Source organism: Paenibacillus sp. GbtcB18 (assembly GCF_019091125.1).
Classification (GTDB): Bacteria; Bacillota; Bacilli; order Paenibacillales; family NBRC-103111; genus Paenibacillus_F; species Paenibacillus_F chitinolyticus.
This window is the reverse complement of sequence record NZ_JAGXJX010000002.1, coordinates 390543-407253: the sequence shown is the minus strand read 5'-3', so window position 1 is coordinate 407253 and position 16711 is coordinate 390543. Positions and strand designations below refer to the sequence as shown.

The window sequence follows — 16711 nt, the reverse complement described above, 5'->3', positions numbered from 1 at the left end:
ATTTTCCGTGTAAATGAAGAAGTAAACATACTGAAGTGGAGAAAAGTGGCGCAAAGTGGGGCGAAAGGGGTGAGGGTCAATGTTTATGGGGGAATACCAGCATAACATTGACGAGAAGGGCCGGCTTATTATTCCGGCTAAGTTTCGCGAAGCCCTCGGAGTATCCTTTGTCGTCACCCGCGGTTTGGACCAATGTTTGTTTGTGTACCCTAAGTCTGAATGGAGCGTTCTGGAACAGAAGCTGAAAGCACTGCCGCTTATGAAAGCCGATGCGCGCGCTTTTACGCGTTTTTTCTTTTCCGGGGCTACGGAAAGCGAGCTGGACAAGCAGGGAAGGGTCAATATTCCGAACAACCTGGTGGAGCATGCCAAACTCGAGAAAGACTGCGTTGTGCTCGGCGTTTCCAATCGAGTCGAGATTTGGAGCAAGTCGGTTTGGGAAAGCTATTTTGAGCAGTCGGAACAGTCTTTTAACGAAATTGCCGAGAAGCTGGTTGATTTCGATTTTGACTTATAACATCACGAGTAAGCTCTGCGAGTTACTTAGGGAGGGAAATGGGTTTGTTTCATCACATCACCGTTTTAAAAGAAGAAGCAGTTGACGGTCTACACATACAACCTGACGGCGTATACGTGGATTGTACGCTGGGAGGAGCGGGGCACAGTTCCTTAATCGCCTCCAGGCTGGGTCCGGAAGGACTTCTGATCGCCCTGGATCAGGACGATGCGGCGCTTGCGAACGCCGAACACATACTCGCGCCCTATCGGGACCGGGTCAAAATTGTCAAAACGAACTTTCGACGTATTGAAGAAGTGCTCCGGGAGGAGCCGAGAGCGTTCCGCGACGGGGTCCCGCAGGTAAACGGAATTTTGTTTGACCTTGGAGTTTCCTCGCCTCAGCTGGATGAGGCGGAACGAGGGTTTAGCTACCACCAGGAAGCTGAATTGGATATGCGCATGGACCGCAGTACGGAGCTTACCGCCAAAATTATCGTAAACGAGTGGCCGGAAGCCGAAATCGCCCGCATCTTGTTCGTATACGGGGAGGAGAAATTTTCCCGCCGTATAGCAGGCGCTATCGTAAGAGCAAGGGCGGACGGTCCGATTGAAACGACGAGTCAACTGGTCGAGCTGATTAAGGAAGGCATCCCCGCAGCCGCGCGTAGAACAGGCGGACATCCCGCCAAAAGAAGCTTCCAGGCTTTGCGGATTGCCGTTAACGACGAACTCGGGGCTTTCGAGGACGCGCTGCATCAATCGGTGCGGTGCCTGGCTCCCGGCGGGCGGGTTTCCGTCATCACGTTCCATTCGCTTGAGGATCGTATATGCAAACAAATTTTTAGCAGCTATGTGGGAAGGTGCACCTGCCCTCCGGATTTCCCCATGTGCGTATGCGGAAACACCGGTGTGGTGAAGCTTGTGAACCGGAAGCCGATTACAGCAGGTTCTGCTGAACTCGAACACAATACTAGAGCCAGATCAGCCAAATTACGAATCGCAGAAAAGCTGTAATCAGGAGGAACTTATGCCCGGATATATCCAAGGAAATTTAGCCGAGAAGTCGACAGCAACCAGTCAACGCGTGACCGTTCGGGAAACGAAGAAAGTGATTGTCAAAAACAAGCCGCTGCCTGTCGGAGAGAAGCTCATGTATTTGCTTTTGGTTATAGTCTGCGTGCTCGTTGCGACCGGAATCGTATGGCGTTACACAACTATTTATCAGATCAACAGCGAGATTAAGACGACCAAGACTGACATTACAACGCTCAAAGCGGAAAACGATGCCAACCAGCAGGAAGTTCAGAAGTTGAAAGATCCGGAAAGACTCGAAGCCATCGCGAAGGAAAAAGGGTTAAAGCCAGCCGGTGACAATCAGGTCAGACAAGTGACGCCTGGCTCGGGTCAAGCCTCCATAGATAAGAAAAGTTCCGTCGCGGCGGGTCGTTAGCGGGCAGGCAATTTCGATTTGAGGTGAGGACGTACATGGTTAAGAAAATGAAAATGCGCTCACTACTAATTGGAGGGTTTTTTACCCTTCTTTTTATTGTTTTTTTAGGCCGGATTTTATGGATCCAGGGAGTCAGCGCCAGCAAACTTCTTAATGAAGCGGAGAAAAGGTGGGAAACCGACCGGGTCGTACCGGCGGAGCGGGGGAAGATTCTCGACCGGGAAGGCCGGATTTTGGCGGAAGAAGTTCCGGCCTACTCGGTTTCGCTGAATCCGAAAGTGATCTATCAGACAGGGCTTGCGGACGATATTACGGCCGGGCTGACGGAGATTTTAAAAGACAACTCGGATTCTCCAAACCTGTCCGATAAAATCAAAGGCCTGGCTACGAAGAAAAGAGCGGTAGACCCTGCGGCTGTCCAGTCAAATGGAGCCGCAGCCGCCGACGATAAGAAAGACAACAAAAAAGACGCTAAAAAAGAACCGAAGCCGGAGGACGCGTATCTCGTCAATGTCGAGGTCAATAACGAAGGCAAAAACATCGACAAGGCGAAAGCCGATCAAGTGCAGCAGCTCGTTAAGAAACTCCAGCAGCAATTGAATGACAAAGATAAAAAGAAATACGGTACGCAGGCCGATGTGGGCATTTATCTTACGACCGGGAAGAAGCGTTATTACCCGGGCAATTCTTTGGCCGCGCATATTCTCGGGTATACAAACCGTGAAGGCAAGGCGAGCATGGGCATCGAAGCGCAGTTGGACGAGCAGCTCAAAGGTACGCCGGGCTCGCTCAGCTATAACAGCGACAAAAACGGTGTCGAGCTCGTTCAGAGCAAATCCGTGTATGTGCCACCCGTAAACGGGAATTACGTCAAGCTGACGATTGACAAAAACATTCAATACTACATGGAGAATGCTCTCTCCAAAGTTATGGATCAATGGCACCCGAAAAGTTTGATGGCGATTGCAGCCGACCCGAAGACAATGGAAATTTTGGGGATGGCGAGCTACCCGAATTACAACCCGAATGAATTTTGGAAGGGCGGGGACCAGACCAATCACAACGTCCAGTCCCAGTACGAGCCGGGTTCCACGTTTAAGCTGGTTACGCTGGCGGCTGCGGTGGAGGAGGGGGTTTTTAATCCCGGAGCTACTTTTAAATCGGGTTCCGTCCAAGTTCCCGGCCGAAAACCCGTTTATGATCATAACAGAATCGGATGGGGGCCTATTACGTACTTAGAGGGACTGAAAAGATCCAGTAACGTGGCTTTTGTCAACTTGGGTTATAAAATGCTCGGTGTCGAGCGTTTGAAGGATTATATCGACCGGTTCGGTTTCGGTAAAAAGACAGGCATTGATTTGTACGGCGAGGTTGCCGGACAGACGAATCTTGCCTACGAGGTCGACTATGCGGCGGCCACGTATGGACAAGCATTGACGGCAACGGCCATTCAGGAAGCGGCGGCGTACGGAGCGATCGCAAACGGCGGCAAGCTGATGTGGCCGCATGTCGTGAAAGAAATTATCGACCCGAAGACCCAGCAGCCTATTCAGAAAATAGAGCCTAAAGTCGTCGGACAGCCGGTTAGCGCCGCGACGGCTAAAAAAGTCGGCGAATATTTGGAACAGGTCGTAGCGGATCAAGTGAAGGGAACCGGTAAAGACGCTTACATCGAAGGCTACCGGATCGCGGGCAAAACCGGTACCGCCAACAAAGTCGTACCGGGACAAAAAGGATATGCCGCGAACAAGTGGGTCATTTCTTTTGCGGGTTTTGCGCCGGTGGAAGATCCGCAGTTCGTTCTCATTATCATCGCCGACGAACCTGAGCTCGGAAATAACTACCTGCTCGGCCACTATGTGGCGGCTCCGGCTTTCAAAGAAATCATGCAAAATTCCCTCCGTTACTTGCGCATCCCGTCCAGCAAGCAGCAGGCTCAGGTTACGCCGGTCCAGACGTCCACGCAGAAAGCCGTGGATTTCGGCAACATGACGGCGGCCCAGGCGAAAGCCGCGGCGGAACGCGCCGGAGTGGACATTGAAACCGTAGGCCAGGGCGCCAAGGTGGTAGCCCAGTATCCGAAAGCCGGCACCGAGATCGGCCCTTACCAGCGGGTATACCTTGCCATGCAAGCTCCCGCGGAAATCGCGGTACCGGATATGAAAGGCAAGGCGCTGCGGGACGCGCTCGAGCTCTGTGCGCTGCTCGGCATCCGCACCGCCAGTACCGGCGAAGGCTACGTCGTCTCCCAGGCTTTGCAAGGCGAAGGAAGCGACCGCGTGCTCACGCTGCAGCTCCAGCCTCTGGGAGGAGAAGTCGTAACGCCGCCGGAAGAGAAGCAGGCCGTTCCGGAAAAGTCCGAATAAGTCGGACGTGCCTGTTCTATCCCCTGCTTGTTCGGAATAGTCATGAGAAGAACGGTCATGACTTGTCTGGAAGGGGAGCGAATCCATGCGAGTGTCCAGCTTTACCGTGCGGCGCCGGTTGTTTGCCGCACTCATTTTGGGAACGGTCTTATTTGCCGCTCTGATCATCCGGCTGGCGTATGTGCAGCTTTGGCTCGGCCCGGGTTTATCGGCTAAAGCGGAAGACTCCTGGCGGCGGGAGATTCCTTTTATGGCCAATCGCGGCGAGATATGGGACCGCAACGGAGAGAAACTGGCGTATAATATCAGCACGCCGTCCATAATGGCCATTCCGGTCCAGCTTAAAGATCCGAATGCAACGGCGGCCAAGCTTGCGGAAGTTTTGCAGGCGCCCGTCGATTCGATTTACAAGCAGATTACGAAGCGGGAACGCATTAACGAGATCAAGCCCGCCGGACGGAAAATTACGCTGGAGAAGGCGCAGGAGATTAAAGCCCTGAACCTGCCCGGTATCGTGGTAGCCGGCGATAACCGCCGCTATTACCCGTTCGGCAGCCTCGCGGCGCATATTCTCGGTTTCACGGGAACGTACAACCAGGGGCTTACGGGTGTAGAAAGCAAGTACGACAAGCTGCTAACGGGTATCAAAGGCAATGTCTCTTATCTGGCAGACGCTGCCAATCGCAAAATGCCGGGTTCCACCGAACAGTATAGTGAGCCGAAAGACGGTCTGAACCTGCAGCTGACGATCGATCAACACTTGCAGGCGGTGCTTGAACGGGAGCTGGACCAGGCGATGGTGAAATACCAGCCGAAGCATGCCATTGCCATTATGATGGACCCGAACAACGGGGAAATTCTCGCCATGGGAAGCCGGCCGACTTATGAGCCCGGTAATTTCGGGAAATACCCGGCGGAGACGTATAACCGGAATCTTCCGATCTGGATGACGTACGAGCCCGGCTCGACGTTTAAGATCATTACGCTGGCGGCCGCACTGGAAGAGAAGAAGGTCGATCTGAAAAACGAAAGGTTTCATGATCCGGGCGCTATCGAAGTAGGCGGAGCGAGGCTGCGCTGCTGGAAGCGCGGCGGGCACGGAAGCGAATCGTTCCTGGAAGTCGTGGAAAACTCCTGCAATCCTGGTTTTGTGGTTCTGGGACAACGCCTGGGCAAGGAAACCCTTTTCGACTATATCAAGCGTTTCGGCTTCGGAAGAAAAACCGGAATCGACCTTGGCGGAGAAGAGAACGGAATTATGTTCAAACCTTCGCAAGTGGGTCCGGTCGAGCTTGCGACGACCGCTTTCGGACAGGGGGTATCCGTTACGCCGATTCAGCAGATCACAGCCGTTTCGGCGGCGATTAACGGGGGTAAGTTATTCAGGCCGCATGTCGCCAAATCATGGATAGAGTCCGAAACGGGGCGAGTGGTCGAAACGGTCAAACCGGAGCTGGTGGATACGGTAATCTCGGAAGCGACGTCGAAGCAAGTCCGTGAGGCACTGGAAAGCGTCGTGGCGAAAGGGACCGGCGGTAATGCGTTCATTGACGGCTACAGGGTCGGGGGCAAGACGGGGACCGCCCAGAAAGTCGTAAACGGCCGTTATTCGCCGAATGAGCACATCGTATCCTTTATCGGGTTCGCTCCGGCCGATAATCCCAAGGTGGTTGTCTATGCCGCGGTCGATGATCCTCAAGGCATTCAGTTCGGGGGATTGATTGCCGCTCCGCTTGTCAAGAACATCATGCAGGATGCGCTCCGGTACATGAAGGTGGAGCCGGACAAAAACCAGTTGACCAAAAAATATAAATATGGCGAAACGCCGATTGTAGAAGTGCCCGATCTGGTGGGAGCCACCGTTCAGGATATCTACGAAGACCTGAACTCCGATTTCCTGATTGCCAAGTCCGGCACGGGAAATACGGTGATCAGCCAGGCGCCGAAGCCGGGGACGAGAGTAGACCGGGGTTCAACAATTCGTGTATACTTATCTAATCCGCCGGAAGGCGCTATGGACAAAAAAGAGGGGCGCTGATTGTTTCGGCGCTTCTTTCTTGTCAGGCTTTTGTCCATACTGATAGAAAGAACACATAGAATAGCAAATGAAACGTGCCAATGGTGGGAGGCGATTTGACATGGAGCTGAAGGAATTGGCTTCTCAGCTTTTAATTTGTCAACTCATAGGTGAAGAGACAACAGAAATATCAGGCATCGCTACCGATTCCCGTCAAGTACGTCCCGGTGATTTATTCGTCTGTGTGCCCGGATTCGTGTCCGACGGCCACGACTTCGCTCCGAAGGCGATAGAGCTCGGGGCGGCAGCGCTTGTGACGGAACGGAAACTGGAGCTTGATGTTCCGCAGTTGATCGTAAAGGACGCCAGATACGCGATGTCGGTTTTATCGGCCTGCGTTTACGGATACCCGAGCCGGAAGATGAAAGTGATCGGCATTACGGGGACGAACGGCAAAACGACGACAAGTTTTCTGGTCGAACATATTTTACGTGACCAGGGCTTCCGGACGGGGCTCATGGGAACGATTTCCGCCAAGATCGGTTCGGAGTTTATTCCGATGGAACGCACGACGATGGAAGCGTCGGATTTGCAGAGGACCTTCCGGCTTATGGCGGACGAAGGAACCGACTATTGTGTCATGGAAGTGTCTTCCCATGCGCTTGATTTGGGCCGGGTCAAAGGAGTCCGTTTCCGCGGAGGCGTTTTTACAAACCTGACGCAGGATCATCTGGATTATCACGAAACGATGGATAAATACGAGGCGGCCAAAGGACTTCTGTTTTCACGCATGGGGAACGAGTTTACAGGAGATGCCGGAGATAAACAGTATGCGGTTTTAAACGCGGATGACCCTTCGACGGAGCGTCTGGCCAAATTGACCGCGGCTGAAGTCATTACATACGGAGTCAACCGGGATTGCGACGTCAAAGCGGCCAACATAAGCATTACGGCCAAAGGGACGGAATTCGACGTGGTTTCCTTTGCGGGAACGGAGCCGATGCGCATGAAGCTCGTAGGTTTGTTTAACGTTTATAATGCGCTGGCAGCCATTTCCGTATCCCTTGCCGAAGGGCTCTCTCTGTCCCAAATCAAGGAAAGCCTCGCCAGCATGCCCGGGGTGGACGGCCGTATGGAGATTGTCGATGAAGGCCAGGAATTTCTCGTTCTGGTGGATTACGCCCATACGCCGGACGGTCTCCGTAACGCGCTCGGTTCGATACGGGAATTCGCGCAGGGCCGGATCAAATGTGTGTTCGGATGCGGGGGTGACCGCGACCGGACGAAGCGTCCTCTCATGGGAAAAGTGACGGGGGAGCTGAGCGACGATGTGTACGTGACCTCGGACAATCCGCGGACGGAAGATCCCGGCGCGATCCTGCTCGACATCGTTCCGGGACTGGTCGAAGCGGGCGTCGACGAGAGCCGGTATAAGCTTCTGGTCGACAGACCGGAAGCGATCCAAAAGGCTATTGAAGAGGCAGGCCCTCAGGATGTAGTATTGATAGCGGGAAAAGGACATGAAACCTACCAGGATATCGCCGGAGTCAAGCATGATTTCGATGACAGGCTTATAGCCCGTGCCGCATTAAGGAGGTTGAAGTCATGAGAAAACTTCCATTATCGACTATAGCCGAGCTGGCCGGTGCGAAGCTGCTGATTCCGCCGGGATCGGATAACGGCGCCGGCGGAATCGTGATTGACGCGGTGTCCACGGATACGCGTACGATCGCGCCCGGAAGTTTGTTCGTTCCCCTTGTCGGAGAACGCTTTGACGGGCACGAATTTGTGCCGGATGCCGCCGCCAAAGGCGCTTCAGCCGCTTTGTGGCTGGAAAGCCGGCAGGAAGGCCGTCCGGAAGGACTGCCGCTTCTTCTGGTTGACGATACGCTGACCGCCCTGCAGAAGCTTGCGCACGCGTACCGGAAAACCTTGAACGTTAAAGTGGTCGGCATTACGGGCAGCAACGGGAAAACGACCACCAAGGATATGATGGGGGCCGTTCTAGGCACGGTATACAACGTACACAGAACTAAAGGCAACTTGAACAATCACATCGGTCTTCCGCTTACGCTTCTCCAGCTTGACGATACGACGGAAGTGGCCGTGGTCGAAATGGGGATGAGCGGCCGGGGAGAAATCGAGCTGCTCTCCGAGATTGCCGAGCCGGATATCGCGGTCATTACGATGATCGGTGACGCTCATCTGCTGCAGCTCGGCTCCCGCGAAGAGATTGCCCGCGCGAAGACGGAGATTCTCAGCGGTCTGAAAGACGGCGGAACCTACGTGTTCCACGGGGATGAGCCGCTGCTGCCGCTTGTGCTGCCGGAAATGAAGCAGCCGGCCCGTATGAGCCAGATCCGCTTCGGACGCGGCCATACGAACGATTTGTACCCGACTCTTATCCAAATGGACGGAGAAGGCACCCATTTTTCGATCAACCCGCGCGATACGGAAAGCGACAAGGATGCGCAGAAGTACTACATCCCGCTTCTTGGCGAGCACAATGTCGACAACGCTTTGGCGGCTATCGCCGTAGGCACCGCGCTGGGAGTTCCCGATGCGGACATACGCAGAGGACTGGCCGGCATGCAGATGACCGGCATGAGGATCGAGAAGCGTCAGACCCCCGGTGGAGTGACCGTGCTTAACGACGCTTACAACGCTTCGCCAAGCTCCATGAAGGCTTCCATCCGGCTCGTCGAGCAGTTGGAGGGATATCCGCGCAAATATGTGGTCCTTGCCGACATGCTGGAGCTGGGCGAGGACGAAACCCGGTATCACCGGGAAATCGGCTCCCTTCTGTCACCGGACGCTTTGGCGGGCGTATATGCCTACGGCTCGCTCGGCAGACATATCGCGGAAGCGGCCGGAGAGTCGTTCGGGCCGGAACGCGTCCGCTGGTTCGAGGACAAAGCGGAATTAACCGCAGCGCTCCACGCCGCATTGAAATCCGGGGATCTCGTTCTGATCAAAGGGTCCCGGGGGATGAAGCTGGAGGAAGTGGCGGAGGCGCTCTTGGCAAAATAGGCGCTATCGCCGCAACCTGGCGGCGTCTGCCGCCGTCAAAGAAGCATAAGAGCAAACTCATCCGGCTTGGACGGCAGCTGCTGAATCGGCAGGCCTCACCCGCTTGCCGTGTCTATACCCGAATCGAAACACGGAGCAGCTTTCCGGCAGGAGAGCTTGTAGGAGGATATCAAACGTGGAGTTAAAAGTGATCTTATTCACGATGGGAGTCGCATTTCTGCTTGCTCTTATCATGGGCCCTCTGTTCATTCCGCTTCTTCGGAGACTGAAGTTCGGACAGACCATTCGTACGGAAGGCCCGCAAAGCCATCAGAAAAAACAAGGAACGCCGACCATGGGCGGCATTATCATATTGATCGCGCTCGCGATAGCGGCGCTCCGGTTTTCCGACAGCAACATCGAGCTTTGGATTCTGCTGATCGCGTCGCTCGGATACGGGCTCGTCGGTTTTCTCGATGACTATATCAAAATTGTGTTCAAGCGCTCTCTCGGCCTCACAGCCAAGCAGAAACTAATCGGCCAACTGGTCGTATCCGCCGTAGTCTGCGTGCTGCTTGTTACGTCCAATCACAGCACGACTTTGTTCGTGCCGGTGCTGGATGTCTCCTTCGACACAGGCTGGCTTTATTTCCCGCTGATGACGATTCTGATGCTTGGCGCATCCAACGCGGTTAACTTTACGGACGGACTTGACGGGCTGCTTGCAGGCACGAGCGCGATCGCGTTCGGCGCTTTTACGATCATCGCGATGAACAATACTCAACCGGAAGCGGCTATCTTTTCTGCAGCTATGGTAGGAGGCGTTCTCGGATTTCTTGTGTTCAACGCGCATCCGGCGAAAGTATTCATGGGCGATACCGGCTCGCTGGGAATCGGCGGAGGTCTGGTTGCGGTGGCGATCATGACCAAAGCGGAGCTCCTGCTTGCGGTTGTCGGCGGCGTTTTTCTGATTGAGATCTTATCGGTTGTCATCCAGGTTATTTCGTTTAAAACAACAGGCAAACGCGTCTTTAGAATGAGCCCGATTCACCATCACTTTGAACTGGTCGGCTGGTCCGAGTGGCGGGTTGTCACCACGTTCTGGGCAGCGGGTCTTGTTTTGGCGGCACTGGGACTATACATGAATGAGGTGTTGTAGCAAATGAAGCATCCGAGTGAGTACCGGGGGAAGAAAGTGGTCGTACTCGGCCTGGCCCGCAGCGGGGTTGCGGCGGCCAAGTTTTTTCATGAAATGGGAGCGGACGTAACGGTCAATGACCGGAAAACGCGTGAAACGAGTCCCGAGGCCGACGAATTGGAAGCCTTGGGAATTTCTGTTGTGTGCGGGGGGCACCCGCCTGAACTTGTGGGAGAAGATACGGCACTGATCGTCAAAAATCCCGGCATCCCTTACGAGGCACCGCCGGTCGTCCAGGCTGCGGAGCTCGGAATCGAAGTGGTGACGGAAGTGGAAGTGGCGTACCATATCTGTGCGGCTCCGATGATCGGGATTACGGGAAGCAACGGCAAAACCACGACGACGACGCTCATCGGCCTGATGTTTGAAGCGGGCAAGCTGAACCCGATCGTTGCGGGCAACATCGGCCGGGCTTTGACGGAGGCGGCGGCGGAAGCGAAACCGTCCGATTGGATGGTCGTAGAGCTGAGCAGCTTTCAGCTTAAAGGCACGAGGGAGTTCAGGCCGAAAATCGCCTGCCTGCTCAACGTGTACGAAACTCATCTGGATTATCACGGCTCCATGGAAGACTATGTGGCCTCGAAAGCCAAGCTGTTTGCGAATCAGAAGCAGGATGATGTTGCGGTGCTGAACGCCGATGTCGAGGTATGCAGGAAGCTGGCCGGTGAAGTATCTTCGGAAGTCCTTTTGTTTTCCCGGCAGCGGGAGCTGGACAAAGGGGTTTATCTCTCCGGGGACGGCGTGCTGACTTACCGGGATGCAGAGGGCGGTACATACCCGATTTTACCTGCCAAAGAGCTGGGCATTCGCGGTTCTCATAACATCGAGAACGCCCTTGCGGCATCCGCAATCGCCTTGATCGCAGGCGTATCGGTCGAGGCGATCGCAGACGTCCTGCGGACATTCCGCGGCGTGGAACACCGTCTCGAATTCGTGGGTGAATTCGGCGGTGTGGCTTATTACAACGATTCGAAAGCGACGAATCCCGCCGCTACGACGAAGACTGTCGAATCGTTTGAACAGAAGGTCATTCTGATCGCAGGCGGCTTGGACCGCGGTTCGGACTACAAAGAAATGCTTCCGCTGCTTGCTTCGCGCGTGAAAGCCGTCGTAACGTTCGGCGAGACGAGGGAGAAAATAAACCGCGTTGCCCGTGAAGCCGGATTGGCCGCCGTCGAAACGGTCGATACTGCTAACAGCACGGAAGCGATCGGCGAGGCCGTTCAGGCTGCGAGCAAGCTGGCAGGGGAAGGGGACATCGTTCTGCTCTCTCCGGCATGCGCCAGCTGGGATATGTTTGCTTCTTACGAGGAACGGGGACGCATGTTTAAGGAGTCCGTGCATAATCTGTAAGGAACGGGTAGTCAAGCCTCCTTCGTCCGCTTCCGGATTGCGGCATCGTCAGTCAGCTTAGTTTTCAGGCTGTAGGCACCCGATATTCTTATTCGTAAGAGGTGTCCCTATGGCTAAAGCGCGTTCCGCTCCGGATGTATGGATTTTGGTTTCGACCCTGCTCATTTTGACGATCGGCGTAATTATGGTGTACAGTGCCAGCGGAGTGCTGGCCTTCCGTGAATTTGGCGATTGGTTTTATTATTTGAAAAGGCAGCTGCTTTTCGCGGTGCTCGGTATCGTGGCCATGTTTTTTACGATGAACACGGACTACTGGGTGTGGAAAAAGTACGCGAAGGTCGGCCTGCTCATTTGTTTCGGCCTTCTGCTGGCGGTTCTGATCCCGGGGATCGGCGTGGTTCGCGGGGGCGCCCGGAGCTGGCTCGGAATCGGGTCGTTCGGGATTCAGCCTTCCGAATTTATGAAAATCGGCATGATTGTTTTTCTGGCCAAGCTTTTGTCCGACAGGCAGTCCCAGATCACGCTGTTTACGAAGGGGCTGCTGCCTCCTCTGGGGCTTGTGGGACTGGCCTTCGGCTTGATCATGCTCCAGCCGGATCTTGGCACCGGGGCGGTTCTGGTCGGCGCTTCCCTGCTCGTGATCTATACGGCGGGGGCCCGCATTCTTCATTTATCCTATCTTGCCATGGCCGGTGTCGCAGGCTTCGTCGGTCTGATTATTGCGGCCCCATACCGGCTGCAGCGGATTACGGCTTTTATGGACCCGTGGTCCGACCCGCTGGGAGCGGGCTATCAGTCCATCCAGTCGCTGTACGCGATCGGACCGGGCGGGCTGGCGGGGCTGGGGCTCGGAATGAGCAGGCAGAAGTACAGCTATCTGCCCGAGCCCCAGACGGATTTTATCTTCTCGATCATCGCCGAGGAGCTCGGTTTTATCGGCGGTGCGGCCGTACTGATCCTGTTCACGATTCTCGTATGGAGAGGGATGCGCACCGCTATTACAGCACCAGACACGTTCGGCAGCCTGGTTGCCGTCGGTATTGTGGGAATGATCGCCGTTCAGGTGATTATTAACATCGGCGTCGTGATCGGAATGTTTCCGGTTACGGGGATCACGCTTCCGCTTATAAGCGCGGGAGGTTCGTCCCTTACCCTGATGCTGACGTCGATCGGCGTGCTGCTCAACATATCCCGCTATTCGAGGTGAAACGAATGCGTATCGTATTCAGCGGGGGAGGAACCGGCGGGCATGTTTACCCGGCTTTGGCCATTGGGGAACAGTGCCTGCAGGACCACCCCGATTCGAAATTTTTATACATCGGCACAAGCTCCGGCCTGGAGCGTGACATTGTCGCGCGTTCCGGGCTGGATATGCCTTTTGAAGCCGTAGAAATTACAGGGTTCCGGCGTAAGCTGGCGTCCCTGGATAATGTCAAAACCGTGCTGCGCTTTCTGCGCGGTGTGGGCCGTGCCAAAAGCTTTCTCAGGGAATTCAAGCCCGATGCGGTGGTAGGGACGGGGGGATACGTCTGCGGCCCGGTCCTGTATGCGGCCGCCAAACTGGGCATTCCTACGCTCGTGCATGAACAGAATGCCATCGCGGGACTTACGAACCGTTTTCTAAGCCGCTACGTGTCTACGGTAGCCGTCAGTTTCCGGGGAACGGAAGGAATCTTCCCTCAGGCCAAAAAAGTCGTCTACACGGGCAATCCGCGCGCGACTTCCATGGTAAATGCGGATGCGGCCCGCGGGTTCTCCTCGCTCGGATTAACGCCGGACGCGAGACTCGTTGTCGTTGTGGGAGGGAGCCGGGGAGCCAAAGCCATTAACGAAGCGATGGTGGAACTGGCCCCGCTTGTACATGAGCTGCCCGGCGTGCAGTTTGTATTCGGAACGGGCCAGCCCTATTTCGAATCAACCGCGCAGCGGATTCAGGAGGCGACGGGTTCGGTTCCGGCTAATCTTCAAGTCCTTCCGTATATTCATAACATGCCGGAGGTTTTGGCGGCGTCCAAGCTTGTCGTGAACCGTGCCGGAGCGTCTACTATGGCGGAGATTACCGCCCTTGGAATTCCTTCCATCTTAATTCCGTCACCAAACGTGACGAACAACCATCAGGAGCATAACGCCCGCTCTCTTTCCGACGAGGGCGGCTCGGTAACGCTGCTTGAGAAAGATTTAAGCGGCCGGGTTCTTTTCGATCAGATCGGCAAAATCATGGAAGATTCCGTCCGCTGGGAACATATGGCGAAGCAATCCGCGAAGATGGGCCAGCGGGATTCCGCCGCACTTGTCGTCCGGGAGCTGGAACAGATTGTATCCGCCCGGCAGCGGAGGCGTTAAAAGGCCGCAGGATCAAGCTTTTACGGGGAACTAGATGGGCCATTGTCACACTCTATCCGATTTAACATAAACTACACTATAACCGTGGCAGACACCTAAGGCAAAGCCGCCCGTACCGACTCCCGCTCTTGCCGGTAACGATTACCGGGAACCGAAGAATGCCGGGAAAGGGGCTTTTCAACCTTGAGTTCTGTGAAGGAGGTTTTCCCATGCACCAGTTAATTACAGACTTGCAGGCGGCTCAGGTGGGTGAGGTCCTGAAGAACGAGAAGCTGGCACCGTACACAACCTGGAAAATCGGCGGTCCTGCCGATCTACTCGTTATCCCGCAGGATAAACAGAAGCTGGTTGAGACGATCCGGCTGCTCGGGCAGCATAAGGTTCCCTGGACAGTCGTCGGGCGCGGATCCAACCTGCTTGTGGGGGATAAGGGAATCCGGGGCGTTGTCATCAAATTAAGCCGGGCACTGGAAACGCTGCGTTTCGACGGCAGCACCGTCTACGCGGGAGGAGCCTACTCGTTTATCAAATTATCCGTCATGACCGGCAAGGAAGGATTAACGGGTCTCGAATTCGCCGGAGGTATTCCGGGGTCGGTGGGAGGCGCCGTTTACATGAACGCGGGGGCTCATGGTTCTGATGTGTCACGCATTCTTAAACAGGCTGAAGTGCTGCTGGACACAGGGGAATTGATCATCATGCAGAACAGCGACCTGCAGTATGCTTACCGGCATTCGGTGCTGCATACGCTGCCGGGCATCGTAACGGAAGCGGTCTTCGAGCTGCAGCCGGGCGACCGGAAGGAGATCGCGGGTGCAATGGCGGCGTACAAGGACCGCCGGCTCAGAACGCAGCCGCTGCAGCTCGCCTGCGCAGGCAGCGTGTTCCGCAATCCGCCGGGCAATCATGCCGCCAAGCTGATCGAAGAAGCAGGCCTGAAAGGCACGCGGGTAGGCGGTGCGGAGATTTCTCCGCTGCATGCCAATTTCATTGTGAATACCGGAGATGCATCGGCCGAGGATGTTCTGGCCCTCATTGCTTTGGCGCAGAAGACTGTACGGGAGAAATCCGGTGTGGAGCTGCAGCCTGAGGTACTGGTGGTGGGCGAGAGGTAATTCGGAGGTGAGACATTGGAGAAGTTGGTAATCGAAGGCGGCATTCCCCTATCGGGAGCCGTTCGGATCCAAGGTGCCAAAAATGCGGCGCTTCCTATTCTTGCAGCCAGCATAATGGCGTCTGGAACCCACACGCTGCGCAATGTCCCGAAGCTGCTCGACATTGAAGTCATGCTCGGCATACTCCGTTCCCTGGGGTGCGGCGCCGAGCACAAAGAGGACACGGTTGTGCTGGACACAACCGGTTTGAACAGCACGCACGTTCCGGAAGAACTGATGAAGCAGATGCGTTCGTCTATTTTTCTGATGGGTCCGCTGCTTTCGCGTTTCGGAACCGTCCAGGTTTATCAGCCCGGCGGCTGTGCGATCGGTGAACGGAAGATCGATCTGCATCTGAGAGGGCTGCAGGCGCTCGGAGTTACGATCGAGGAAACCGGCAGTACGATTATTTGTAAAGCCGAGGATCTCAAGGGTGCCGATATAACGCTTGATTTTCCAAGCGTGGGGGCCACCGAGAACATCATGATGGCTGCCGTTCTAGCCGACGGGATCACAACCATCTCCAACGCCGCACGGGAGCCTGAAATCCAGGACCTCCAAAACTTCCTGAACGCGATGGGAGCGGACATAATCGGAGCGGGGACCGATACTATCACTATACGTGGCGTCCGCTCCTTACATGCCTGCACGTACCGGATCATTCCGGACCGTATCGTTGCCGGCACCTTTATGGTGGCGGCGGCCGCAACGAAAGGCAGCGTAACGCTGGAAGGAGTATGTCCCCAGCATCTGAATGCCGCCATTCATGTGCTGAGGCGCGCAGGTGTTCAAATTACGGTGCACGATGATATAATAAATGTGCACGCTCCAACAAGACCGCGGGCGGTCGAGCGTATCGTTACAGCACCTCATCCGTCTTTTCCGACAGACTTGCAGTCGCAAGTTATGGTGCTTCTTTCCCTAGCAGATGGAATCAGTATAATGAAAGAAACGATTTTTGAGAGCCGATTTAAGCATGTGGATGAACTCACCCGGATGGGAGCGGACATTCGCGTGGATTTCAACTCGGCGTTTATACGCGGTGTACCGAGGCTCTACGGGGCTACGGTCGAGGCTACCGATCTCCGTGCCGGCGCCGCGCTTGTCATAGCGGGGCTGGCCGCTCACGGCACTACGGTCGTGGAACAAATCCACCATGTCGACAGAGGGTACGACCGGATCGAAGAAATGCTCACCCGGCTGGGTGCGCGCATTCGCCGGCAGGCTCCCGTACCGGATCAAGCTCCGGTCACCGGTGAATAATGCAGTGCCTCTAGTCCCTTCCTGCTTACAGGAGGGGATAAGAGGGTTTAACACGTTCAC

Annotated in this window: 13 protein-coding genes; all 13 read left to right on the top strand. The window is 55.3% G+C overall.

Features of this window, described 5'->3' with window-relative positions:
- Positions 1-79: 79 nt before the first annotated feature.
- The 13 genes from mraZ to murA all read left to right on the top strand — a co-directional run bounded on the left by mraZ (position 80) and on the right by murA (position 16651).
- On the top strand, positions 80-517 hold the full coding sequence (gene mraZ / locus KVT34_RS07145) for a division/cell wall cluster transcriptional repressor MraZ (RefSeq protein ID WP_009671842.1): 438 nt from the start codon (positions 80-82) through the stop codon (positions 515-517).
- Positions 518-561: 44 nt separating this feature from the next.
- Positions 562-1512, top strand: coding sequence for a 16S rRNA (cytosine(1402)-N(4))-methyltransferase RsmH (gene rsmH / locus KVT34_RS07140; protein ID WP_217557892.1), 951 nt, complete (start codon positions 562-564; stop codon positions 1510-1512).
- Positions 1513-1525: 13 nt separating this feature from the next.
- Positions 1526-1948, top strand: coding sequence for a cell division protein FtsL (ftsL, locus tag KVT34_RS07135; RefSeq protein WP_217557890.1), 423 nt, complete (start codon positions 1526-1528; stop codon positions 1946-1948).
- A 35-nt stretch (positions 1949-1983) separates the two neighbouring features.
- Positions 1984-4314, top strand: coding sequence for a penicillin-binding transpeptidase domain-containing protein (locus tag KVT34_RS07130; protein ID WP_217557888.1), 2331 nt, complete (start codon positions 1984-1986; stop codon positions 4312-4314).
- Between the two features lie 85 nt (positions 4315-4399).
- On the top strand, positions 4400-6352 hold the full coding sequence (locus KVT34_RS07125; protein WP_217557886.1) for a stage V sporulation protein D: 1953 nt from the start codon (positions 4400-4402) through the stop codon (positions 6350-6352).
- A gap of 100 nt (positions 6353-6452) precedes the next feature.
- The gene (locus KVT34_RS07120; protein ID WP_217557883.1) at positions 6453-7940 is read left to right on the top strand and encodes a UDP-N-acetylmuramoyl-L-alanyl-D-glutamate--2,6-diaminopimelate ligase; all 1488 of its coding nucleotides are present in this window, start codon (positions 6453-6455) and stop codon (positions 7938-7940) included.
- Positions 7937-9361 (top strand): UDP-N-acetylmuramoyl-tripeptide--D-alanyl-D-alanine ligase, encoded by a 1425-nt coding sequence (locus KVT34_RS07115; protein WP_217557881.1) that lies wholly within the window; start codon positions 7937-7939, stop codon positions 9359-9361. Before KVT34_RS07120 ends, KVT34_RS07115 begins: the two co-directional genes overlap by 4 nt.
- 175 nt (positions 9362-9536) lie before the next feature.
- A complete protein-coding gene (gene mraY, locus KVT34_RS07110) occupies positions 9537-10499 on the top strand; it encodes a phospho-N-acetylmuramoyl-pentapeptide-transferase (RefSeq protein ID WP_217557879.1) in 963 nt (320 codons plus the stop codon).
- Between the two features lie 3 nt (positions 10500-10502).
- Positions 10503-11891: a UDP-N-acetylmuramoyl-L-alanine--D-glutamate ligase gene (gene murD, locus KVT34_RS07105; protein ID WP_217557877.1), complete on the top strand. Its 1389-nt coding sequence runs from the start codon at positions 10503-10505 to the stop codon at positions 11889-11891.
- Positions 11892-12000: 109 nt separating this feature from the next.
- Entirely contained in the window at positions 12001-13098 is a 1098-nt protein-coding gene (gene spoVE / locus KVT34_RS07100) for a stage V sporulation protein E (RefSeq protein WP_103993618.1), read from the top strand.
- Between the two features lie 5 nt (positions 13099-13103).
- Complete coding sequence (murG, locus tag KVT34_RS07095; RefSeq protein WP_217557875.1) at positions 13104-14234, top strand: undecaprenyldiphospho-muramoylpentapeptide beta-N-acetylglucosaminyltransferase; 1131 nt, start codon at positions 13104-13106, stop codon at positions 14232-14234.
- 209 nt (positions 14235-14443) lie between these two features.
- On the top strand, positions 14444-15349 hold the full coding sequence (gene murB, locus KVT34_RS07090; protein ID WP_042232464.1) for a UDP-N-acetylmuramate dehydrogenase: 906 nt from the start codon (positions 14444-14446) through the stop codon (positions 15347-15349).
- A gap of 15 nt (positions 15350-15364) precedes the next feature.
- A complete protein-coding gene (gene murA / locus KVT34_RS07085; RefSeq protein ID WP_217557873.1) occupies positions 15365-16651 on the top strand; it encodes a UDP-N-acetylglucosamine 1-carboxyvinyltransferase in 1287 nt (428 codons plus the stop codon).
- The last annotated feature ends 60 nt before the right edge of the window (positions 16652-16711 follow it).

Excerpts from the sequence above, each read along its gene's own strand:
- murD (WP_217557877.1), top strand. The coding sequence starts at position 10,503 with ATGAAGCATCCGAGTGAGTACCGGGGGAAGAAAGTGGTCGTACTCGGC.
- murG (WP_217557875.1), top strand. The coding sequence starts at position 13,104 with ATGCGTATCGTATTCAGCGGGGGAGGAACCGGCGGGCATGTTTACCCG.
- KVT34_RS07125 (WP_217557886.1), top strand. The coding sequence starts at position 4,400 with ATGCGAGTGTCCAGCTTTACCGTGCGGCGCCGGTTGTTTGCCGCACTC.
- KVT34_RS07115 (WP_217557881.1), top strand. The coding sequence starts at position 7,937 with ATGAGAAAACTTCCATTATCGACTATAGCCGAGCTGGCCGGTGCGAAG.
- murB (WP_042232464.1), top strand. The coding sequence starts at position 14,444 with ATGCACCAGTTAATTACAGACTTGCAGGCGGCTCAGGTGGGTGAGGTC.
- mraZ (WP_009671842.1), top strand. The coding sequence starts at position 80 with ATGTTTATGGGGGAATACCAGCATAACATTGACGAGAAGGGCCGGCTT.
- KVT34_RS07120 (WP_217557883.1), top strand. The coding sequence starts at position 6,453 with ATGGAGCTGAAGGAATTGGCTTCTCAGCTTTTAATTTGTCAACTCATA.
- spoVE (WP_103993618.1), top strand. The coding sequence starts at position 12,001 with ATGGCTAAAGCGCGTTCCGCTCCGGATGTATGGATTTTGGTTTCGACC.
- ftsL (WP_217557890.1), top strand. The coding sequence starts at position 1,526 with ATGCCCGGATATATCCAAGGAAATTTAGCCGAGAAGTCGACAGCAACC.
- KVT34_RS07130 (WP_217557888.1), top strand. The coding sequence starts at position 1,984 with ATGGTTAAGAAAATGAAAATGCGCTCACTACTAATTGGAGGGTTTTTT.